Genomic DNA, 21,011 nt, shown 5'->3' with positions numbered 1-21,011 from the left:
GGGGCGGGCCGGACTCCTGGAGATTTCTCATGACCACCGCAAATTCAATACTCACAGGCAAGGTCGCGCTTGTCACCGGCGCTTCGTCCGGCATCGGCGAGGCCACCGCTGCGGCCCTTGCCGCGGCCGGCGTGCAAGTCGCGGTCGCTGCCCGTCGTACCGACCGCCTCGAGGCACTGGTTGCGCGCATCGAACAGGCGGGCGGCAAGGCACTCGCCATCGAAGCCGACATCGCCAAGGCCGGCGACATCACGGCGATGGTCGACAAGGTCGTATCCGAATGGGGACGCTTCGACATCCTCGTCAACAATGCCGGCGTCATGCTGCTTGCCCCCGCGGCCGAAGCCGATCTCGATGACTGGCGGCAAATGATCGAGCTCAACCTGATCGGGCTGATGGCGACCACCAAGGCGGCGCTGCCGCATTTGAAGGCTTCGAAGGGCCATATCGTCAATGTCTCCTCGGTGGCCGGTCGTGTCGCCAACCCGGGCGCGGCCGGTTACGCGGCGACCAAGTTCGGGGTGGTGGCTTTTTCGGAATCGCTGCGCCGGGAGGTCTATGCCGACAAGGTGCGCGTCACCGTCATCGAGCCGGGGCTGGTGCGTACCGAACTCGGCGATCACATCACCAACGCGCAATCCAAGGCCGGCCTCGAACACCGTCTCGCCACGATGGAAGCGCTGACCGCCGAGGATATTGCGAACGCCATTTTCTATGCCGTCAGCCAGCCGCCAAGGGTCAACGTCAATGAGATACTTATTCGTCCGACCGACCAGGAACGCTGAGCAACAGAAAACGCCTCTCGCGCTTGTTACGGCGCGGGAGGCGCTTTTGCCGTCAACCGTTCTCGATTGCTCTTGAATTGCTGACGACTAGAGTGGAAACGGCTTGCCATGACATTGGTTCCGCAGCCGACGAATTTTTTTGTCCTTTTTGCGGATAGCCCCAAACGCCCGCCACGATGTGATAAGAATGCAGCAAGGCCAGGGATGCGGGCGTCCGCAATTTAATCTGACGCCATGTTGCTTTATGCGTGGTCATGGCCGAAAGACGCTCTGCCATTTCGGCATCAGCCTCCGGGCAGGAGAAGATTTTGACCGCTAGCTCGAATGAACCATGTGGGCAGACCTTGCCGAAACCGGCAGGCACACGCTGATGGCCGCCAAACGCGTGCCATCAACGCCGATCGCCGCCGATGCGACCATCGCCGACATGGTCGGCACCCTTGACAAGCCGGTCGAATATGTTCGCCGAGTGCTGGAAAGGCTCGAACGCTGCAAGCGCGCGCATGGCGATGCCCAGGTGCGCGTTGGCGTGCGCGGCCGCGCCGAGGCCCCGAACTATCTGATCGAGTATGTGCGGGAAGACGCCAAGACCCGTCAGCGCACCAGCTATCAGGATGCCGCCTACAGCGGCAGCACGCATCGTGAACTGGCGCCGCATCACATCGAGGACGCCAGGAACTGGTCGCCCGAGGAGATGAACATCACGGCGGTCTCGGCGCTGATCGGCCGCTTGCGCAACCCGAATGCGCCATCATCGCGCTTTTCTGACGAGGACTGACATGGCCATAAAATTCTCCGCCAAGGACCAGCCGGCAGTTCCGCCCGCCACTGCCAGGCCAGCCAAGCCGGCGGCGAAGCCGAATGCGCCCGCAGACGTTGCGACCGATCTGTTCAAGTCGCCGGCCGAAGCGCCGGCGCGCAAGACCAGGAAGAAGTAGCGCCCTTGCCGCAGGACGCCGGTCGCACAGCTGGGCCGCTCGGGCTGCCCGGTCAGTCCTTTGTGTCTGTCGACGAGGATGCCGGTGCGGTCGCCGTGTTCGATTGCCAGAGCTGCGGCGCCTGCTGCTCCTATTCGGCCGACTGGCCGCGTTTTTCGACCGAGGATGACGAACAGCTCGACCGCATTCCGGCCGGGCTGGTAGCCGCGGACCAGTCCGGCATGCGCTGCGAGGGCGGCCGGTGTTCGGCGCTCACCGGCGAGGTGGGCAAGCACACGGCCTGCGGCATCTATGATCTCCGCCCCGATGTCTGCCGCGCCTGCATGCCGGGCGGTGACGACTGCCTGATGGCGAGGGCGGCGCACGGGCTCGAACTGCCTATCTCCCCTTTGCAGGGGGTTGAGGACTGGTCCGCGTAGCGGACGCGAAGCCAATTGCTTGGCTTTGCGAAGGACGAAAGCCCGGCAAGGCAGAGGGAGGCGCTGTCCCGCCGGCGTCTCAGCCGAGCTTCGATCGGACATCCGAATAGATTTCAAAGAAAAGCGACTGAGCGGCCGTGTTCCTTCGCGCCTGGCCTGCCGGCCATCTTCCCCACATTGGAGGAGATCGAGCTCTCCGCCGCTTGCCGACACCCATTCGTCCCGGTACCTTCCCGCCGGGCAGGGCTGCGGAGGAAATCCATGAGCATCGAATTCCTGTTGACGTCGCTGATCATCGTGGCTTCGCCTGGCACCGGCGTCCTTTACACGCTGAGCGCCGGCCTCGCGCGCGGCGCGCGCGCTTCAATTATCGCCGCCTTCGCCTGCACGCTGGGCATCATCCCGCATATGGCGGCCGCCATCACCGGGCTCGCAGCGGTGCTGCACACAAGCGCCATCGCCTTCGAGACGCTGAAATATCTCGGCGTCGCCTATCTGCTCTACATGGCCTGGAACACGTTGAAGGAAAAAGGCGGCCTCAGCATCGACGAGGATGCCGCGCCGCGCTCGACCGCCAGGACCATCACCTCCGGCGTCCTGGTCAACATCCTCAACCCGAAACTGTCGATCTTCTTCTTCGCCTTCCTGCCGCAATTCGTCAGCACCACCGAGCCGCATGCGCTGCCCAAGATGCTGGAGCTCTCCGGCGTCTTCATGCTGATGACCTTCGTCGTCTTCGCCATCTACGGCGTGTTCGCGGCATCGGTGCGCAGCCAGATCGTGTCGCGGCCGAAAGTGCTGACCTGGATGCGCCGCAGTTTTGCCGCCGCCTTCGTCATGCTCGGCGCCAAGCTGGCGCTGGCCGATCGCTAACGGACGGTCAGCCCTCGGTTTCGGAAGCCTCGTCGCTTCCGGAACCGGCCCCGGTCCGAACGCCGAGGCGCCAGGCCGAAGGCGGAACGCCGATCATCTTCTTGAAGGCACGGCTGAACGCGGCTTCGGATTCATAGCCTATCTCCGCAGCGACGCTGGCGACGTTGCTGTTGCCGGCGCTGAGCAGTTGCGAGGCGATCTGCATGCGCCATTTGGCAAGATAGTGCATCGGCGGCATTCCGACGATTTTGGTGAAGCGCTCCGCCAGCACGGTGCGTGACAGGGCGGACTCCCTCGCCAGCGCCTCCACTGTCCAATTGTAAGCCGGCCGGTCGTGGATCAGCGCCAGCGCCTTGCCCAGATGCGGATCACGCAGGCCCGCCAGCCAGCCGGTCTGTTGCGGCGGCAGCGATTCCACATAGCGGCGCAGCACGTCGACGAACATCAGCTCGCTGAGCTTGGTGAGCACTGTTTCGCTGCCGGCCCGCTTCTCAGCCACCTCCGAGACCGCCAGCCTGATGAACTGGCCGAGCCAGCCACCATCGCTCCTGGCGTCGCCGGCCTTGATGGCGGGGGGCAGCGCTTCGAGCAGCGGATTGAAGGGCAGGGCATCGCAGGCGAGATAGCCGCAGACCAGCCTGACCGAGCGCGAGCCGCCGCCGGCGCAGTTGATGTAGAAAGGCATTCGCCCTGCAGTCGCTATGTCGAGCACGTCGGTCGTCGGCGGGTCGGCGCGCAAGTCGGGATGACTCGACATGATGTGCGGGTCGCTTCTGGTGAAGACCACGACTTCGCCGGCTTCCATCGGGATCGGCTCGTCGCCGATGATCCGCGCGAAGCAGTGGCCGGCCGTTACCACATGATAGGAAATCAGGTGATCTGCGCCGGGAAGTACCTTGGGCAATATCGAGGCTGGCGCGGGTGAATGGACGGCCCACGGGTCGTGGCCTTCGATGTCGAAAAACGTCGCGCCGGTGAGGCGCACCGTTTTCAAAAGGTCAGACAGGGCATCCCCGGCCATTCCACCATGTTCCGCAGGCCGCGCAGCAACCCGGCGCGACATCCCTTTCCAGTTCCGGACGCGCTGTCAAGTAAGGCGGACGCCCCGTCATTCCGTTCAATGCCGGAAGCATTAAACCCGACAGAGCTGTGCGGTGCCGTCTCAACCGGCGCTGAGCAGAGTCGAACCAAAACCTGGATAAGGATCGAAAGTCATGACGGTACATAAGGGCCGGTGTTTTTGCGGCGCCGTGGAAATCGAAGTCCACGGAACCGCCGAGGCAATGGGCTATTGCCATTGCAGTTCCTGCCGATCGTGGTCGGCGTCTCCCGTGAACGCCTTCACGCTATGGAAGCCTGGGAACGTCAAGGTCACCAAGGGCGCGGAGTTTCTATCCGGCTTCAAGAAGTCCGAGATGAGCGACCGCCAGTTCTGCACGAAATGCGGCGGTCATCTGATGACGGATCATCCGCCGCTCGGACTGGTCGACGTCTATGCCGCCACCATACCGACGGTGGAATTCACGCCGGGAGTCCACGTCAACTACGCCGAGACGGTCCTGCCGATGAAGGACGGGCTGCCGAAGCTGAAGGATTTTCCCGCCGAGCTCGGCGGCTCCGGCATCGCTGTCTCGGAATAGGCCCGGACGATGGCCGACGATTTCAGACAACCGCAATTCGCGGCACAATTCGCGACAGGAGAACAGCAATGGATATCGCGACGTTTCGCGCCACGCAGGAGCCGATCAAGGATCTTTATCGCAAGGACGCGCGGGCGGCACTTCTTACCTTGAAGGCTAGGGGCAATGCCGACGACTCGAAGGTGACCTGCAAGGTTGAGACCGGACGCGGTCTTGCCTTGGCGGGCATCCATCCGAAGGCCGGTGGCAGCGGGCGGGAGCTTTGCTCCGGCGACATGCTGCTGGAGGCGCTGATCGCCTGCGCCGGCGTCTCGATGCGGGCGGCCGCGGCCGTGCTGGAGATTCCGATCAAGTCGGCGGAGATTTCCGCCGAGGGCGACGTCGATCTTCGCGGTACGCTCGGCGTCACCGAAGGTGTGCCGGTCGGCTTCAAGGAAATCCGCCTGCGCTTCGACATCGAGTCGGATGTCGAGCAAGGCCGGCTGACCCAGCTCATGGAACTCACCGATCGCTACTGCGTGATCTTCCAGACCATCCAGCGCAGCCCGAAGACCTTCGTAAAACTCAACCGGGTTGTCTCGTAGGTCGCGGCTTGCCCGGGATCCAGATCCTGGCGGGGACGGATTCCGGACTGGGCCTGAGCGCGGCTCTTCCGCGCCAGGCCCTATCCTTTCACATAGCCCATCGCCTCGACGATTTGCCCATCCGCGACACGCATCAGGTTGACGCCGCGCAGCGACCCGCCATCGGCCATCCAGAAGCGCCAGCGGATCGTGGCGCGGTCGCCGGCGACGAACGTCTCTTCGATATCGAAGCGAGTGCCGGGTCCGGTGGCGATCGCCGACCACAATTCGACGCAGGCGGCCTTGCCGATGCGGCGGGCGCCGTCCGGCGCCGGCGTGGTGTTCTCGATCACGCAATCCTGCGCCACCAGTTCGTCAAGTGCCGACGGATCGTGACGCTGGAAGACGTCGTTGTAGCGCCGCATGATTTCCGCCGTCTCGGCGGAGCGCTTGGCCGCGGCGATGTCGATGATCAATTCCTGGGTCATTGGATTTTCCTCGTTCCGTTTCAGTGGTCTGCAAGGTTCGCCTTGAGCGTGATCGAGGCGACGCCGGCCAGTGCCCGCGAGACGAGGCAGGCTGCCTTGGCCTTTTGCGCCAGCCGCTCGAAGTCCTCGGCCGAGATGCCGGCGATGCTCGCCTCGGTATCGAGCTCGATGCGGGTAATCGTCGGCCCGGCCGTGGTCGCGCCGAGATGCACCTTGGCAATGGTGTGGATGCTCTTGGCCGTGTGGCCTTCGCTGCCGAGTATGGCGGTAAGCGCCATCGAGAAGCAGCCGGCATGCGCGGCCGCTATCAGCTCTTCCGGATTGGTGCCCGGGCCGTTCTCGAAGCGCGACGGGAAGGAATAGGCGCCTTCGAACACGCCGCTGCCCAACCGCAGTCGGCCGGATCCTTCCTTGAGCGTGCCCTGCCACTGGGCCGAGGCTTCACGGATTGTCATGGCTGGTCTCCTCTCTGTTTGTGGGAAAATGTGGTGGTCACGCGCCGTCGATGACGACCTTGCCGAAGACGTCGCCCCGCTGGAAATGACGGTAGGCCTCGTGCGCCTCGGCGAAGGGGAAGACCTTGTCGAGGACAGGTTTCAGCCGGTGCGTGGCGACAGCGACAAGCATCGCCTCCAGCCCGTTGCGGCTGCCGACGAACAGCCGGCCGATGGTGACGAGGCTGCGCTGGTAGACGGCGCCCGGGATCTCGACCGATTTGCCGTTGTGATCCTGCACGGTGAGCAGCACGATGCGTCCATAAAGCGCGCTGGCGATCAGCGATTGCGTAAAAGTCGCCGGGCCGCCGGTCTCGACGACGAGATCGATCCCGCCGGTCGCCTCGCGCAATTTCACGCCCCATTCCGGCGTTCCGGCTGCTGCGATGACGAGGTCGGTGCCGAGCGCCCGCAGCCTTTCGGCTTTCTCGGCGCGCGAGGTGACGGCGGCCACGCGGCAACCCATGAGCTTGGCGAACTGCAGCGCAAACAGCGCGACGCCACCTGAGCCAATGGTGAGAACCCATTGTCCGGGCTTCGGAATCTGGGCGCCCGTCAGCGCGCTCCAGGCGGTCAGCCCGGCGCAGGTGAAGGTCGCCGCCTCTTGCCAGGAGAGGTGGTCGGGCAGCCGCACGGCCCATTGCTCGTCGAGCAGCGCGTATTCGCAGAGCATGCCGTCCAGCGTGCAGCCGAGCTGATCGACGATGCCGGGATGCACGTGGCCGTCGATCCAGCGCGCGAAATAGCTGCCGGTGACGCGGTCGCCGATGGCAAAGCGGGTCGTACCGTCGCCGACCGCGACGACTTCGCCGGCGCCGTCGCTCAGCGGCACGATGCCGGCGCGGGGTGCCAGAGGATAGGTGCCGTTGAGGATCATCGTGTCGCGGCGATTGAGCGAGGTGGCGCGCACCCGCACGACGATCTGGCGCGGACCTGGGTGCGGCATCGCCTCCTCGCGCAACGCCAGTTTCTCGATGCTGCCTTGCCCCTCGAGCCGATAGGTTTGCATTGTTGTCTCTCAAATATGTAGACCGATTTACATATTATGTAGACCGATTGTCATATTATGGGCAAGCCCTATAATGCGGGCTCCTGACAGAGGTTGACATTCAGAGGTCGACGTGGCGACGGACACACGCACCCGCATGATCGAGGCGACCGGGCTGCTCATTCGGCAGCGCGGCTATCACGGCACGTCGCTCAACGACATTTTGAGCGCCAGCGGCGCGCCCCGCGGGTCGCTCTATTTCCATTTCCCGGGCGGCAAGGACCAACTGGTCATCGAAGTGACGCGCGCCAGCGTCGCCGATGTGACCGAGCGGCTTGGCGCCGCGCTGTTGGAGGAAAGCGACCCAGCCGTTGCCGTGCACCACATCTACCAGTCGGTGGCCCGCATGCTGGAAGAAAACGAATTCTCGCTCGGCTGCCCGGTCGCGCCGTTGGTGCTCGACGCTCCGAACAATGTGCCGGACCTGGCTGAAATCTGCCGGTCGGCCTTCGAGCAGTGGATCGGACTGCTGCGCCAGGCTTTCGTCAGGGCAGGGGTGCCGGAGCGGCGCGCGCAGGCGCTGGCCCTGCTGGTCGAATCTTCGCTGGAAGGCCTTATGGTGATCGCCCGCGCCACCCGCGACCGCACGCCGGTCTTGGCTGTCGCCGACGAAGTGGCCGCGCTGGTCGAGCAAGCGGTGCTTGCCGGCAAGGTAGCCCGGGAGGCGGACGCTACCGCCTGAGGGTAAAGGGCTTTGCCGGCTCCGGAAATATCGGCTTAACTCCCCACGTCTTGCCGCGACGGGGCGGCCGGCGATGCGGTTTCGGGCGCAGGCGTTGAGGCGCAGACAGTCAGATTAGGCGGTTCGCGGACCGCTATTTGCCAGGAATCTCGACTGGAACCGCGCATTTCAAGTACAACGCCTCCGCCGAGGTGGCGCTTTCCGGCTCGGGGGAGGTGCCTGCCGGCGGCGTTGACTGGACGCCGCTGCTTTCGCGCCGGCCGCTGCAACCGGATACGCGCCATGTTTTCGCGTGGCGGAAACGAGCGGGCCGGTTTCCTGCGTCAGGCTAGATGCCTGTCCCGATGGCGGCATCTCGCGGGTGAGACTGTGGGGCAAGGTCGACCCCGCCGCGCGTCGGGCCGCTGGGCTATCGCTGGTTCAACGCACTGCCGGCGGACAGGCAGGGCAAGTGCTAGTCGAGCAAGGTATTTCGGTCGACCTCGCGGAAAGCTGATCGCTGCGCGGCCTCTAACGAATGGGCCGTCGCTTCCTTCGTTGGTGTCGACCTGGAAGGGGTGGAGGCCATGCTGGACGGACCGGGCAATGAAGGCTGAGGGAAAGCTCGCGGCCGGCCTGAAGGCGTTGCGGCGACTTATCTTCACGGCGAAGCGATTTCGTTTCGGAATGCCGATCAAACGTTGATCGCCCCGATAATCCTCGCAAAACAAGAAAGGGCGCCTCTCGGCGCCCTTTCCATATTAGCTTGGTAGCCTGGATTAGAAGTCCATGCCGCCACTCAAGCCCGTTTGCGGGCTTGAGCAATGTTAGTTTGATGGGCGTGCTTTATGGACTTCTTAGAAGTCCATGCCGCCACTCAAGCCCGTTTACGGGCTTGAGCAATGTTAGTTGATGGGCGTGCTTATGGACTTCTTAGAAGTCCATGCCGCCCATGCCACCCATGCCGCCGCCAGGCATACCGCCGGGCATGCCGCCAGCCGACTCCTTCTTCGGAGCCTCGGCGATCATGGCTTCGGTGGTGACCAGCAGGCCGGCGACCGAGGCCGCGTCCTGGAGAGCGGTGCGCACGACCTTGACCGGATCGACGATGCCCATGGCGATCATGTCGCCATATTCGCCGGTCTGGGCGTTGTAGCCGAAGGTCGCGCCCTTGTTCTCAAGGATCTTGCCGGCAACGATCGATGCTTCCGCACCGGCGTTGGACGCGATCTGACGGGCCGGAGCCTGCAGGGCGCGACGAACGATGTTGATGCCAGCGGTCTGGTCGGAGTTGGCGCCGGTTGCCTTGATGCTCAGCGAAGCGCGCAGAAGCGCGACGCCGCCGCCGGGAACGATGCCTTCTTCGACGGCCGCGCGGGTCGCGTTGAGGGCGTCATCGACGCGGTCCTTCTTTTCCTTGACTTCGATCTCGGTCGCACCGCCGACGCGGATGACGGCAACGCCGCCGGCCAGCTTGGCGAGACGTTCCTGCAGCTTCTCCTTGTCGTAGTCCGAGGTGGTCTCCTCGATCTGCTGCTTGATCTGGGCAACGCGGCCCTGGATCTCGGCCTTCTTGCCGGCGCCGTCGACAATGGTGGTGTTCTCCTTGGAGATCGACACCTTCTTGGCGCGGCCGAGCATGTTGAGGCCGACATTCTCGAGCTTGATGCCGAGGTCTTCGGAAATGACCTGGCCGCCGGTGAGGATGGCGATGTCTTCCAGCATGGCCTTGCGGCGGTCACCGAAGCCCGGCGCCTTGACGGCGGCGATCTTCAGGCCGCCACGCAGCTTGTTGACGACCAGCGTGGCCAGAGCCTCGCCTTCGACGTCTTCCGAGATGATGACCAGCGGCTTCGAGGTCTGCACGACAGCCTCGAGGATCGGCAGCATGGCCTGCAGGTTGGAGAGCTTCTTCTCGTGGAGAAGGATGTAGGCGTCCTCGAGATCGGCGACCATCTTGTCGGCGTTGGTGACGAAGTAGGGCGAGAGGTAACCGCGGTCGAACTGCATGCCTTCGACGACTTCGAGCTCGGTCTCGGCGGTCTTTGCCTCCTCGACGGTGATGACGCCTTCATTGCCGACCTTCTGCATCGCTTCGGCGATCATCGAGCCGACCGAGGCATCGCCATTGCCGGCAATGGTGCCGACCTGGGCAACTTCTTCCGAGGTCTTGATCTTCTTGGCGTTCTTGATCAGCGTGCCGACGACATCGGACACGGCGAGGTCGATGCCGCGCTTCAAGTCCATCGGGTTCATGCCGGCGGCAACCGCCTTGTGGCCTTCCTGGACGATCGACTGCGCCAGAACGGTCGCGGTCGTGGTGCCGTCGCCGGCGATGTCGTTGGTCTTCGAAGCGACTTCGCGGACCATCTGCGCGCCCATGTTCTCGAACTTGTCCTCAAGCTCGATTTCCTTGGCGACGGTGACGCCGTCCTTGGTGATGCGCGGGGCGCCGAACGACTTGTCGATGACGACGTTGCGGCCCTTGGGGCCGAGGGTGACCTTCACCGCGTCGGCGAGGATGTTGACACCGCGCAGCATGCGCTCGCGGGCGTCACGGGAGAATTTTACGTCTTTGGCAGCCATGTTTTAGCTCCTGGCAGGGGCTCGGGAAGAGCCCGAAGATGAAGATTCAGGTGAGGCCGATGATCAGCCGATGATACCCATGATGTCGGATTCCTTCATGATCAGAAGGTCTTCGCCATTGAGCTTGACTTCAGTGCCCGACCACTTGCCGAACAGGATGCGGTCGCCGGCCTTGACGTCCAGCGGCACGAGCTTGCCTGCTTCGTCGCGGGCGCCGGAACCGACGGCGATGATCTCGCCTTCCTGCGGCTTCTCCTTCGCCGTATCCGGGATGATGATCCCGCCGGCGGTCTTGGATTCGGATTCGACCCGGCGAACGACCACGCGGTCATGAAGCGGGCGGAACTTGGACTTTGCCATGTTTTCTTCCTCGAATGAGAACGGTGAGAACTGTTCCTCCATCCGGCGAGGCCGGATATGGGTTAGCACTCACCAAAGGCGAGTGCTAACGTGGCGCTGAGATAGGCCGGCGCCTTGCGAGAGTCAAGCCGCGCGCAAGGGGGAGGCGACGCGAAATTTTTCTCATGCGGAACGCCGGCCCGAAAAGCGCCGGGCGTCGCGAGGCGCCGACGAGCAATCTCGTCCGTTAGTCCCGGCCCTTCGGCGACCGCAGCACCATCAGCGGGCAGCGTTCAGCGAGCCCGTATGTGCCGGTCGAGGCAATGCCGACATCGCCGAAATACGCCTCGGCCTCTTCGACGATAGCCGCCACGGGCGCAAAACTATAGATGACGGACGAGTTCCGGTAGACGTCGATGGTTCGGATGACCGGCAGTTCCCATCCGGTTCGAGCCGACAGCTCCTCGCGGTCGGGAAACATCCTGTCGAAGTGTTCGAGGATGTCCCTCACCGGTATCGTGTAGTCAGGCGCGCCGCAGATAGCGGTCATGGCCACGCGCCATTTGAGGTCGTGGAAGGTCGAGGCGCCGCCGCTCAGCGCCAGGGCGCGGACATCCTTCGGGTCGTCTGGAGTTCCGGGGGAAGCATAAAGCCTGATGCCGGCGCGGCCGTCGGCCTTCAGCGCACGCGCGATCGACGCAAACAGTGTGCGCCTGAGGTCCGCGGCGCCGATGACTGAGAGACATCCATCGCCGATCAGCGCCTCGATGCTGGCGCCGGGAAACGGCAGATCGAACCAGTCGCCTTGCACCGCCTTGCGCATGTCCGTGTCGCCCGGCCAGATGCCGGCAATCATGTCGGCGGATTCGTCGACCGACGTCATCGTGGCGCCAAGTCCGGCGAGCTCGGGTGTCACGCCGAGCATGACGACATGCGACCGGGCAAGGTCGAGCTCGCGGTCGTAAGTTTCGACCACCTCCGCCCGCGGCCGCAGAGGTGAGCCGAGCAACTGCCAATGTTTACGAATTGCATTCCAATGCTCTGTCATGCAAACCCCAGCCCAGCAGCGCGTTGTATTCGATCAAATAATCGACGACGCTTGATAAGCCAAGTGAGGGGCGGGCATGGCGCGCATCGTGGTGATCACGCACGAGTTCGACCGCTTCCAGAGCCGGCGCGGGCTGCTGATGCGCCGCGATAGCCCATATATGCTCTTCGACCTGCTGGAAGAGCTGAAGCGCCGCGGCCATTCGGTCCAGATATTGAGAGGCACCTCGGCGAAGCCGGCCGCCGACATCGCGGTGTTGCATCTCGACGTGACCGTGACGCCGCCCGACTATGTCGATTATGCGCGGCGCTTTCCCTTCTGCCTCAACCTTGGGGCCGCCGACATTTCGAAACGCCGCATCAGCGGCGCGGTGATTGGCCAAGGCGACGACTGGCAGGGACAGGTCATCGTCAAGAGCAGCCTCAACCATTGGGGAACGCCGGAACAGCAACTGAACCAGCGCGCGCGGCGCGCCGGCAGGCCGGAGCCGTTTCCCGGCGTCGAACCTTTCGACAAATACGAGGTCCATGCCTCGCTAGCCGACGTTCCGGCCGAAGTCTTCGAACACCGGGATCTGGTCGTCGAGAAATTCATTCCCGAGCCGGAGCCGGACGGTTTTGGCGCACGCTTCTGGCTGTTCTGCGGCGAGCGCGAGCGCTGCACCCGCCATGTCTCGCCGCAGAGCCTCGTCAAGGGCGACGACACCATCCGCCGCGAGGCGGTTCCGGTGCCGGATGAGCTTCGCGCGCTAAGACGCAAGCTCGGCTTCGATTACGGAAAATTCGACTTCGTCATGCACGAGGGCAAGGCGGTGCTGCTCGATGCCAACAAGACACCCGGTCGCGCCCGCAACCTGTCGAGCTTCATCGCCGCCGGCAATGCCAACCTTGCCGACGGCTTCGAGGGACTGATCCGCCAGGTCACCTAGATGTTCATGCCGCCTGACACTTCGATCCGCTGGGCGTTGACCCAGCGATTGTCGTCCGACAGCAGCGAGGCGATCATCGGGCCGATGTCGTCGGCAACGCCGGCGCGGCCGAGCGCGGTCACGCCGGCCACCATGCGGTTGATCTCGGCGTTGTCGCGTACATGGCCGCCATTGAAGTCGGTCGCGATCGCGCCGGGCGCCACGGTGTTGGCGGTGATGCCGCGCGCGCCAAGCTCCTTGGCGAGGTAGCGCGTGAACACCTCGATGCCGCCCTTCATCATCGCGTAGGCCGACGATCCGGGCGCGGCGAAACGGGCCAGGCCGCTCGAGATGTTGATGATGCGGCCGCCATCGTTGATCAGCGGCAGCAGCGCCTGGGTGAGGAAGAACACGCCCTTGAGATGGATGTTCATCAGCGTGTCGAATTCCTCTTCCGTCGTCTCGGCGATCATCTTGCGCAGGCCGGTGCCGGCATTGTTGACGAGATAGTCGAAGCGGTCGCGCTGCCAGGTTTCGTGAAGCGTCTTCTTCAACGCCGCGACGAAAGCCGGGAAGCTGGCGATGGCGCCGGTATCGAGCTCAAGCGCTGCGGCCCGGCCCCCGGCGTCCTCGATCTCGGCGATTGCCGTCTTCGCTTCATCGGCGCGAGAGCGATAGGTGACGATGACGTCGACACCCCGGCGGGCGAGGTTGAGCGCGGTATTGCGGCCGAGGCCGCGGCTGCCGCCGGTGATGAGGGCGATGGGACGAGTGGTCATGGCGAAATCTCCTTCTTCTGGGATGGAGATGCATATACTCGCTTGATCGCCCGATATAATCGGGCATGGATTGGCAACACTATTCAGTCTATGCGAACAATTGGCGATGGATCGGTTTGACAGCATGCGGCTCTTCACCCGCGTCGTGGAACGCCACAGCTTTACCGCGGCTGCCGCCGATCTCGGCCTGCCGCGCTCCAGCGCCACCGCCGCGATCAAGCAGCTTGAGGAGCGGCTCGGCGTGCAACTGCTCAGCCGCACCACGCGCCACGTCACCACGACGCTCGACGGCGAGGCCTATTACCAGCGCTGCCTCGGCATCCTCGCCGACATCGAGGACGCCGAGGGCACCTTTGGCGCGCATGAAGTGCGCGGGCGGCTCAGCATCGACGTCAACGGCCATTTGGCCCGCACCCTGGTCATCCCGGAACTGCCGGCGCTGCTCGCGCGCCATCCCCGGCTCAGCGTGCATATCGGCGAAGGCGATCGCTTCGTCGACCTGGTGCGCGAGGGCGTCGACTGCGTGGTGCGTGCCGGAACACTGCCCGACAGCGACATGATCGCGCGCCGCATCGGCATGGCGCGCGAAGCGACACTCGCCAGCGCCGCCTATATCGAGCGTCACGGCCTGCCGCGCACCCTGGACGAGCTCGCTGTGCATATGATGATCGGCTTCGTCTCGTCGCGCACCGGCCAGGTGATGCCGCTGGAGTTCACCGTCCACGGCAAAATCCGCGAGATCCTGCTGCCATCGCGCGTCACGGTCTCCAATTCCGACACCGCCGCCACGCTGGTGCGCCAGGGTTTTGGCCTCTATCAGGCGCCGCGCCGCCGCTTCGCCGCCGACATCGAGGCCGGCCGGCTGGTCGAGGTGCTGCCCGGCAACCCGCCGACGCCGACGCCGATCTCGGTGCTCTATCCGCGCAGCCGACAATTGTCGCCCAGGGTAAGGGTGTTCGTCGACTGGCTGGTGGAGATTTTGGGGCCGAAGCTGGATGTGTCTTAGGAGATCTTCGCAATGCTGGCGGGACAGCGCCCCCTCTGGCCTGCCGGCCATCTCTCCCACGAGGGGGGAGATCAGCTGTCGCGCCGGCTTTCGCTACTCTCCGACGTTGAAGAAAGGGCGCCGCCGGCGAAGCTGCCAATCTCCCCACCTGTGGGAGAGATGTCCGGCAGGACAGAGGGGGGCGCGAAGGAACTCCACGGTTCCATTCTTCAGCAAGCCGAGACCTACAGAAACAACCGCAACTGCGTGTGAATGATCGACCGATAGTCGTCGATCGTGCGCCGGCCTTCTTCCTTGTCCTGCGTCAGCGCCAGCCGCACGACGCCGCCGGCAAGCTGGAAGATGAGGAACACGACGCGCCCGAACGCCTCGCGCCGCTCCGGCTCGATCATCGGACCGACATGGTCGCAGAACATCTTCGCCTGGTGCCGCGTCTCGGCGATGTCGAGATGTTGCAGCGCCTTGTCGGCCTGGATGGCGTTCTGCAGGTCCTGGATGGCCGGGTCGGCAGCGACGCGGGCATAATAGTCGTCGAGTAGGCGGTCGGCCGCCGCGGTCACGTCGCCCAGCCCGCCTATCTCGGCGATGGTGGCGCCGAATCGCGCCCGGCTTTCCTCGGAAAACCGCTCATAGAGCATCGCCAGGATCGCCGACTTCGACGGGAAATAGTGATAGACGGTGGCGATCGGCCCGCCGGCCAGCGCGCCGACTTCCTTCATCGTCACCGCGTCGATGCCCTTTTCGCCGATCAGCCGCATGGTGGTGGCGAGGATCGCGTCGATGCGCTCGCGGCTGCGCTCCTGCTTCGGCCTGCGCCGCGGTTCCGTCGCCCTTCGCCTGATCTGCGTCATGCACCAAATCTCGTGAAAGCCGCGAATTCGTGGTTGACAAGAAACATGATCAAGTATCAGTTTCGTGAAATACTGACAACTTGTCAGTTTTTCGATCGAGCTGCAAGGGAGGGGCACTCGTGACCGCATCGCAAGCCGCGCAGGCGGAAAATGACGACTGGCTTGTCGGCAATCCGACCGGACTGCAGCTCGCCTCGGCGCTGTGGCTCGGCTCGGTCGGCCTGCTCATCCTCGGCCTTCAGCCGGTGCTGCTCGGCGCGCTCTACACCGAAGGGCATGTCACCGGCGACGAGCTCGCGCTGGTGGCCACCGCCGAGATGATCGCGATCGCCATCGGCTCGGGCGTAGTGGCGATGCTTCTCCCTGCCAGGAACATGCGCTGGAAGAGCGCGGTGCTGCTCGTGCTGCTCGCGCTCGCCAATTTCTGGACCGCTTATGCCGGTACTCCCAATACGCTGATCGGCGCTCGCACGCTGGCCGGGCTGGCAGAGGGAGGGCTGGTCGCGGTGGCCACCGAATTGATCGCCCGCTCGCGTCGAGCCGAGCGCATCGGCGGCTATTTCGTGACGCTGCAGACCTTGGCGCAATGCGCGCTGGCGCTGATCCTCGCGCTCTATGCCGTGCCGCGAGCCGGCTCGGCCGGCGGCTTCATCGCGCTCGGCATCGTCTGCCTGCTGTCGCTGGTCGTGGCCTGGACCGTGCCGGACGACTATGCCGACCTGCCCAAGGAAGAGCAGTTCGCCAACGTGGCGACCGTGCCGGCGATCACCGCGCTCTTGTCGATCTTCTGCTATTTCATGTTCTTCGGCGCCGTCTGGGCTTTCCTCGAGCCCATCGGCGCGCAGTTCGGCATTGATGGCCGCACCGTCGGCTTGATGGTTTCGGCGAGCCTTGCCGCGCAGGTGATCGGCGCCATGACCGCGACAATCTTCGAGGCGCGCATCGACTATCGTTTTGCCATCACCGCCATCGGGGTCATCGCGGCGATCAGCTCGGTGCTGCTTGCCTCCGGCCCGGGGCTTTCGACGTTCTGGGCCGTGGTGCTGGTGATGGGCTTCATCCTGCTCTTCATCGTGCCCTACCAGATCCGCCTCGCCATCACCGCCGACGAGACGCGCACCGCGGCACTCCTGGTGCCGGCCGCGCAACTCTTCGGCCTCGCCATCGGCCCGATTGCCGCCTCGCTGCTGATTGATGGCGAAAATTTCCGGCCCGTGCCCGAATTCGCCGCCGCCACCGCCCTGGCCAGCGTGCTTTTGCTCGGCGTCTTCGTGCTGGTCGCGCGCCGGCGCGGCCGGGCCTGAGCGGGAGGATTAGGATGGCAGCCGCCTGGAGCAACTGGTCGGGCTTCGTCACGGCTTCCCCGCAATTGATCGCGACCCCGGCCGATGCCGGGGAACTGGTCGAGCTGGTGCGCTCGGCGCCCGGACCGCTGCGCGTGGCCGGCGCCGGCCATTCCTTCACGCCGCTGGTGCAGTCGGACGGCACCATCGTCTCGCTGGAGAAGATCGAAGGGCTGGTCTCGCATGAGGCGGCGGTCAACCGGGCGCGGGTGAGGGCAGGCACGCGGCTCGGCGCCCTGATGCAAATCCTGCAGGACATCGGCCAGGGTCTGCCGAACATGGGCGACATCGACCGCCAGGCGATCGGCGGCGCGCTGGGCACGGCAACGCACGGCTCGGGCTCCTCGCTCGGCGCCTATCATACGCAGCTCGAGGCGCTGCAGCTGGTGGATGGGCAAGGCAAGCTGCGCGAATACAGCCGGGCAGACGACCTTGACATGATCCACGCCACCGGCGTCGCGCTGGGCAGCTTCGGCGTGCTGACCGAAGTGACGATGAACAACATCGCTACCTATCGGCTGCGCCGCCGCAAATGGGTCCTGCCGGTCGGCGACATGCTGCGCGATTTCGAAACGATGATGGCCGCGCATCGCTCGGCCGAGTTCTATTACATCCCCTTCGCCGACTATGTGCAGTTCATTGCCAGCGATCTCAGTGACGCGCCGCCGACGCCGCGGCCGACCGAGGACGACGAGGAAGGGCTGGCGACGCTGCGCAAGCTGCGCACCACTTTGCGCTGGCTGCCGTTGCTGCGCCGCGCGCTGATCAGGGGCGCGGTGAAGAAAATGCCCTCCGAGGACTATGTGCAGGACTGGCTCAACGTCTACGCCAGCGACCGTCGCACCAAATTCAACGAGATGGAGTACCACCTGCCTTACGAGGAAGGTCCCAAGGCGTTGGCCGAGATCATCGCGCTGACGGAGAAGCACTTCCCGGAAGTCTATTTCCCGATGGAGGTGCGTTCGGTGGCGCCCGACGAATTCTGGCTTTCGCCTTTCTACAAACGGCTGACCTGCTCGATCGCCATCCACCACGATGCGGCGAACGACCCGCTGCCCTTCATGCGCGCCGCCGAGCCGATCTTCCGCAAGTATGGCGGCAGGCCGCATTGGGGAAAGATGCACGGCCTGAAGGCGGCGGACTTCAGGAAACTCTATCCGCGCTGGGATGACGCCATGGCGGTGCGCCGCGACATCGACCCCAAAAACCGTTTCGTGTCGCCCTACATGGCCGGCCTGTTCGGCATCGAACCCAGCCCTTTTGGCATCCGACGATGAGCGCCTATTTCACTGCCCTGTCCGACGCTTTGCGGGCCGCCGAGATTTTCCGGCCCTGCCTGGTGCTCGACCGCGACCGGCTGGACGGCAACATCGCGCTGGTGAAGGAGAGGCTGGCGCCGGGCTTGGCGGTGCGACTGGTCGACAAGTCGCTGCCTTGCATGCCGCTGCTCTCGCACATCGCGCGAGCACTCGAAACCAACCGCTTCATGACCTTCCATCCGCCGGTGACGCAGGCCGTGCTCGACGCTTTTCCCGAGGGCGACCTGCTCTATGGCAAGCCGATGCCGGTGCGCGCCGCCCGGGCCGCGCTGACGAGAGGCGGCGCCGGCTGGTGGTCGCGCGTCTGCTGGCTGATCGATACGCAGGAGCGGCTGGCGGAATATGGCGCGCTCGCTGCCGCGCTCGACACCGAATTGCGCTTCGCTTTCGAGGTGGACGTCGGCCTGCATCGCGGCGGTTTTTCCAGTCCTGCCGAGATTAACGCGCTCACGATTCCAAAAGGTCTGCGCTGCGAAGGCATCATGGCCTATGAGGCGCATGCGCCGGAGATACCTGGCCTGTTTGGCGGTGCGGCCAAGGCGCTGAAGCGGGCCTCTGCCAAGGCCGCCGAGTTCGCCGGCGCCCTCGACCCGGACCAGCGCCGCATCCTCAACATCGGCGGCTCGAAGACAGCGCTGCTGCACGGCTCGGGCGCCGCTAACGAAGTGTCGATCGGCTCGGCTTTCGTGCTGCCCAAGGATTTCGACACGCCCGGCCTGGGAGGCTTCCAGCCGGCGGCATTTATCGTGACGCCGATCCTCAAGGCGCTCGATCCGATGCTGCCCGGTCCACCGGCGGTGTCGCGCACGTTGCGGGCGCTCGGCCTCTTCCCGCGCAAGGGCTGCTATCTCTATGGCGGCAAGTGGATGGCCGAGCCGGTGTTTCCCGAAGGCATGAAGCCGAACGGCTTGATCGGTCTGTCCTCCAACCAGCAGTTCATGGGGCTGCCCGCGGGCGCGGACGTGAAGCCCGGCGACTACGCCTTGCTGCGGCCGACACAGAGCGAGGCGGTCCTGCAGCATTTCGGGGCGATCGGGGTGTTTTCGGCCGGGCGAATCGTGGAGTTCTGGCCGGTGCTGCCGATGGGGTGAGGGCGCGTCTCCATGCCTCGAAAGCAGGCGGCACTATCCGACTGCAGCCTCTCTGTCATCCCTTGGCCAAATGGTACGGATGGATCAGTATCTCCGCCGGAATATGCCATTCGCGATTGAGCTTGAATGCCATTTCCAGGGTGAGCGGGCGCTTGCGGCTCAGGATTTCGGAGGCGCGCGAAGCGGAACCCAGCAATTGCACGAGTGCCCCTCGATTGAGGTTGGCCATTTCCATATGGGCGACAATGGCGTCCACGGGGTCGGGCTCCTCGATAGGGTAGTGCTTGGCTTCGTAAGCCTCGACAAGAGCGGCCAGGACATCGAACCGATCGGCCTCAGGGCTGCCAATGGCGGGCTCATTGTCAAAATAGTGAGTGATCTCGGCAATCGCCCAATCGTAATCGGCCTCGGTCTTAATGGGTCGAATGTTTTCCATTACACCTTCTCCACGTCTATCTTGTCGTACTCGGCATGGGTCCCGACGAATTTGATCAGCAGCCTTTTGAATGTGTAGCTGACATGCACAACCAGCCGGTATTTGTTGCCGGCGATGTCGAATACGACGCGGTTGTCGGCTACGAAGTCCACACTCGCGCCAAACTGCGCCTTGACGTCAGCCGATGTTTTCCACTCGATCTTGCTCGAAGCGTTGAACCAAGCGGTAAGCGGCGCCTTGGCCTGTGGGTGTTTCGTCCAGAATGCCACTAGCGTTTTATTGCTGACGATTTGCATGGCCACATATAGACTTTTCCCATATTGGGAACAAGTGCTATTTACCAAAATGGGAAATCTACGGCGCCGCCCCTCGCGACATCGTAAGGTCTGACCTATTCATTGACTCAGTCAACTAAATAATTGATCCTGTCCAAGACAGGAGGAAATCCCCATGACGATCCACGACCGCCCCGGCAAGGAGCGCATCGACACGGTCCGGTCCTTCAACCGATTCTACACCCGCCAGATCGGCCTGCTCGACGAGGGCCTGTTGAGGAGCCCGTTCTCGCTGACCGAGGCGCGGGTGCTCTATGAGCTTGCGCATCGCGACGGGCTCGTCGCCAGCGACCTGATCCGCGAGCTTGGCCTCGACCCCGGCTATGTCAGCCGTCTTCTCAAGAAATTCGAGGAGCGCGGCCTGGTCGAGCGCGAAGCCACCGAGGCGGATGCGCGCCGCGCCTCGATCGCGCTGACGCCCGCGGGCAGGCAGGCCTTCGCGCCGCTCAACCAGGATTCGCACGACCAGGTGCGGGCGCTGCTCGATCGCTTGGCGCCTGTCGACCAGGAGCGGCTGGTCAAGGCCATGCGCACCGTACAGGAGCTGCTCGGCGACAAACCCGAACCGACGGAAGCCTACATCCTGCGGCCGCTGCAGGTCGGCGACATCGGTTGGATCACGCGCCGCCAGGGCATGCTCTACACGCAGGAGTATGGTTGGGACGGGACCTTCGAGGCGCTGGTCGCCGAGATCCTTGGCGAATTCGTCAAGAAGTTCGATCCGAAGTGGGAGCGTGCCTGGATCGCCGAGCGCGCGGGCGAGGTTGTCGGTTCCGTCTTCGTCGTGCGCAAGTCGCCGGAGGTGGCGAAGCTCAGGCTGCTCTATGTCGAGCCATCGGCGCGCGGCCTTGGCATCGGTGCGCGCCTGGTCGACGAAAGCATCGCCTTCGCGCGCGCCAAGGGCTACAAGACGCTGACCTTATGGACCAATGACATACTGGGCGCGGCCCGCCGCATCTATCAAGCAGTGGGTTTCAAGCTGGTCGACGAGGAACGCCACCATTCGTTCGGCAAGGACCTTGTCGGGCAGACGTGGGATCTGGAACTTTAGCTCTTTGCCTT

The 21,011-nt window shown here is 64.2% G+C and carries 26 protein-coding genes; 14 read left to right on the top strand and 12 right to left on the bottom strand.

Annotated elements, in window-relative coordinates:
• Nucleotides 1–29: 29 nt before the first annotated feature.
• A complete protein-coding gene (locus tag FJW10_RS19675; protein ID WP_140901301.1) occupies nt 30–785 on the top strand; it encodes an SDR family NAD(P)-dependent oxidoreductase in 756 nt (251 codons plus the stop codon).
• A 52-nt stretch (nt 786–837) separates the two neighbouring features.
• Here FJW10_RS19675 and FJW10_RS19670 read toward each other — a convergent pair whose 3' ends face one another.
• On the bottom strand, nt 838–1,062 hold the full coding sequence (locus FJW10_RS19670; protein WP_140901300.1) for a hypothetical protein: 225 nt from the start codon (nt 1,060–1,062) through the stop codon (nt 838–840).
• 93 nt (nt 1,063–1,155) lie between these two features.
• Here FJW10_RS19670 and FJW10_RS19665 point away from each other — a divergent pair, with 93 nt between their 5' ends.
• From FJW10_RS19665 to FJW10_RS19655, 4 genes are all read left to right on the top strand, one after another.
• The gene (locus tag FJW10_RS19665) at nt 1,156–1,563 is read left to right on the top strand and encodes a hypothetical protein (protein WP_140835965.1); all 408 of its coding nucleotides are present in this window, start codon (nt 1,156–1,158) and stop codon (nt 1,561–1,563) included.
• A 1-nt stretch (nt 1,564) separates the two neighbouring features.
• Nucleotides 1,565–1,723, top strand: a complete 159-nt coding sequence (locus FJW10_RS30505) for a hypothetical protein (protein WP_181177598.1) — start codon at nt 1,565–1,567, stop codon at nt 1,721–1,723.
• Between the two features lie 62 nt (nt 1,724–1,785).
• Nucleotides 1,786–2,142 carry a YkgJ family cysteine cluster protein gene (locus FJW10_RS19660; RefSeq protein WP_181177607.1) on the top strand — a complete coding sequence of 119 codons (357 nt, stop codon included), beginning with the start codon at nt 1,786–1,788 and terminating at the stop codon, nt 2,140–2,142.
• Between the two features lie 261 nt (nt 2,143–2,403).
• Nucleotides 2,404–3,015 (top strand): LysE family translocator, encoded by a 612-nt coding sequence (locus FJW10_RS19655; RefSeq protein ID WP_140901299.1) that lies wholly within the window; start codon nt 2,404–2,406, stop codon nt 3,013–3,015.
• A gap of 7 nt (nt 3,016–3,022) precedes the next feature.
• On the opposite strand, the gene FJW10_RS19650 is transcribed toward FJW10_RS19655, so the two are convergent.
• Nucleotides 3,023–4,036, bottom strand: coding sequence for an AraC family transcriptional regulator (locus FJW10_RS19650; protein ID WP_140901298.1), 1,014 nt, complete (start codon nt 4,034–4,036; stop codon nt 3,023–3,025).
• Between the two features lie 193 nt (nt 4,037–4,229).
• Between FJW10_RS19650 and FJW10_RS19645 the strand changes: the two genes are divergently transcribed.
• Entirely contained in the window at nt 4,230–4,655 is a 426-nt protein-coding gene (locus tag FJW10_RS19645) for a GFA family protein (RefSeq protein ID WP_140901297.1), read from the top strand.
• A 68-nt stretch (nt 4,656–4,723) separates the two neighbouring features.
• A complete protein-coding gene (locus tag FJW10_RS19640; protein ID WP_140901296.1) occupies nt 4,724–5,239 on the top strand; it encodes an OsmC family protein in 516 nt (171 codons plus the stop codon).
• 80 nt (nt 5,240–5,319) lie between these two features.
• Here FJW10_RS19640 and FJW10_RS19635 read toward each other — a convergent pair whose 3' ends face one another.
• From FJW10_RS19635 to FJW10_RS19625, 3 genes are read right to left on the bottom strand one after another with little or no spacing between them, the layout of a single operon-like run.
• A complete protein-coding gene (locus tag FJW10_RS19635) occupies nt 5,320–5,706 on the bottom strand; it encodes a nuclear transport factor 2 family protein (RefSeq protein WP_140901295.1) in 387 nt (128 codons plus the stop codon).
• Nucleotides 5,707–5,726: 20 nt separating this feature from the next.
• Nucleotides 5,727–6,161, bottom strand: coding sequence for an OsmC family protein (locus FJW10_RS19630; RefSeq protein ID WP_140901294.1), 435 nt, complete (start codon nt 6,159–6,161; stop codon nt 5,727–5,729).
• Nucleotides 6,162–6,198: 37 nt separating this feature from the next.
• Nucleotides 6,199–7,209: an NAD(P)-dependent alcohol dehydrogenase gene (locus FJW10_RS19625; protein ID WP_140901293.1), complete on the bottom strand. Its 1,011-nt coding sequence runs from the start codon at nt 7,207–7,209 to the stop codon at nt 6,199–6,201.
• 112 nt (nt 7,210–7,321) lie between these two features.
• Here FJW10_RS19625 and FJW10_RS19620 point away from each other — a divergent pair, with 112 nt between their 5' ends.
• Entirely contained in the window at nt 7,322–7,930 is a 609-nt protein-coding gene (locus FJW10_RS19620) for a TetR/AcrR family transcriptional regulator (RefSeq protein ID WP_140835850.1), read from the top strand.
• Nucleotides 7,931–8,842: 912 nt separating this feature from the next.
• Here the strand turns inward: FJW10_RS19620 and groL are convergent.
• The 3 genes from groL to FJW10_RS19600 all read right to left on the bottom strand — a co-directional run bounded on the left by groL (nt 8,843) and on the right by FJW10_RS19600 (nt 11,882).
• Nucleotides 8,843–10,495: a chaperonin GroEL gene (gene groL, locus FJW10_RS19610; RefSeq protein WP_140835849.1), complete on the bottom strand. Its 1,653-nt coding sequence runs from the start codon at nt 10,493–10,495 to the stop codon at nt 8,843–8,845.
• Between the two features lie 63 nt (nt 10,496–10,558).
• Nucleotides 10,559–10,855 (bottom strand): co-chaperone GroES, encoded by a 297-nt coding sequence (groES, locus tag FJW10_RS19605; protein WP_006203049.1) that lies wholly within the window; start codon nt 10,853–10,855, stop codon nt 10,559–10,561.
• A gap of 226 nt (nt 10,856–11,081) precedes the next feature.
• Nucleotides 11,082–11,882, bottom strand: a complete 801-nt coding sequence (locus FJW10_RS19600; protein ID WP_140901292.1) for a class I SAM-dependent methyltransferase — start codon at nt 11,880–11,882, stop codon at nt 11,082–11,084.
• A 76-nt stretch (nt 11,883–11,958) separates the two neighbouring features.
• On the opposite strand from FJW10_RS19600, the gene FJW10_RS19595 reads away from it, so the two are divergent.
• On the top strand, nt 11,959–12,810 hold the full coding sequence (locus FJW10_RS19595; protein WP_140901291.1) for a hypothetical protein: 852 nt from the start codon (nt 11,959–11,961) through the stop codon (nt 12,808–12,810).
• Here the strand turns inward: FJW10_RS19595 and FJW10_RS19590 are convergent.
• Nucleotides 12,807–13,568: an SDR family oxidoreductase gene (locus FJW10_RS19590; RefSeq protein ID WP_140901290.1), complete on the bottom strand. Its 762-nt coding sequence runs from the start codon at nt 13,566–13,568 to the stop codon at nt 12,807–12,809. The two genes, FJW10_RS19595 and FJW10_RS19590, sit on opposite strands and share 4 nt — an antisense overlap.
• A 106-nt stretch (nt 13,569–13,674) precedes the next feature.
• Here FJW10_RS19590 and FJW10_RS19585 point away from each other — a divergent pair, with 106 nt between their 5' ends.
• Nucleotides 13,675–14,574, top strand: coding sequence for a LysR family transcriptional regulator (locus FJW10_RS19585; protein ID WP_140901289.1), 900 nt, complete (start codon nt 13,675–13,677; stop codon nt 14,572–14,574).
• A gap of 224 nt (nt 14,575–14,798) precedes the next feature.
• Here FJW10_RS19585 and FJW10_RS19575 read toward each other — a convergent pair whose 3' ends face one another.
• Complete coding sequence (locus FJW10_RS19575; protein ID WP_140901288.1) at nt 14,799–15,425, bottom strand: TetR/AcrR family transcriptional regulator; 627 nt, start codon at nt 15,423–15,425, stop codon at nt 14,799–14,801.
• Between the two features lie 119 nt (nt 15,426–15,544).
• On the opposite strand from FJW10_RS19575, the gene FJW10_RS19570 reads away from it, so the two are divergent.
• From FJW10_RS19570 to FJW10_RS19560, 3 genes are read left to right on the top strand one after another with little or no spacing between them, the layout of a single operon-like run.
• Nucleotides 15,545–16,729: an MFS transporter gene (locus FJW10_RS19570; protein WP_140901287.1), complete on the top strand. Its 1,185-nt coding sequence runs from the start codon at nt 15,545–15,547 to the stop codon at nt 16,727–16,729.
• Between the two features lie 14 nt (nt 16,730–16,743).
• The gene (locus tag FJW10_RS19565) at nt 16,744–18,045 is read left to right on the top strand and encodes a D-arabinono-1,4-lactone oxidase (protein ID WP_140901286.1); all 1,302 of its coding nucleotides are present in this window, start codon (nt 16,744–16,746) and stop codon (nt 18,043–18,045) included.
• Nucleotides 18,042–19,178, top strand: coding sequence for an alanine racemase (locus FJW10_RS19560; RefSeq protein WP_140901285.1), 1,137 nt, complete (start codon nt 18,042–18,044; stop codon nt 19,176–19,178). Before FJW10_RS19565 ends, FJW10_RS19560 begins: the two co-directional genes overlap by 4 nt.
• A gap of 55 nt (nt 19,179–19,233) precedes the next feature.
• Here the strand turns inward: FJW10_RS19560 and FJW10_RS19555 are convergent, their stop codons facing one another.
• Nucleotides 19,234–19,614, bottom strand: coding sequence for an XRE family transcriptional regulator (locus FJW10_RS19555; RefSeq protein WP_140835839.1), 381 nt, complete (start codon nt 19,612–19,614; stop codon nt 19,234–19,236).
• A complete protein-coding gene (locus FJW10_RS19550; protein WP_140901383.1) occupies nt 19,614–19,910 on the bottom strand; it encodes a type II toxin-antitoxin system HigB family toxin in 297 nt (98 codons plus the stop codon). The genes FJW10_RS19555 and FJW10_RS19550 overlap by 1 nt, the downstream gene beginning before the upstream one ends.
• A 154-nt stretch (nt 19,911–20,064) precedes the next feature.
• On the opposite strand from FJW10_RS19550, the gene FJW10_RS19545 reads away from it, so the two are divergent.
• Nucleotides 20,065–21,000, top strand: a complete 936-nt coding sequence (locus FJW10_RS19545) for a bifunctional helix-turn-helix transcriptional regulator/GNAT family N-acetyltransferase (protein ID WP_140901284.1) — start codon at nt 20,065–20,067, stop codon at nt 20,998–21,000.
• The last annotated feature ends 11 nt before the right edge of the window (nt 21,001–21,011 follow it).

Source organism: Mesorhizobium sp. B4-1-1, from assembly GCF_006439375.1.
In the GTDB taxonomy this organism is placed as follows: Bacteria; Pseudomonadota; Alphaproteobacteria; order Rhizobiales; family Rhizobiaceae; genus Mesorhizobium.
Note: the sequence above shows the minus strand (reverse complement) of the source record. Positions and strands in the feature narration are given on the sequence as shown.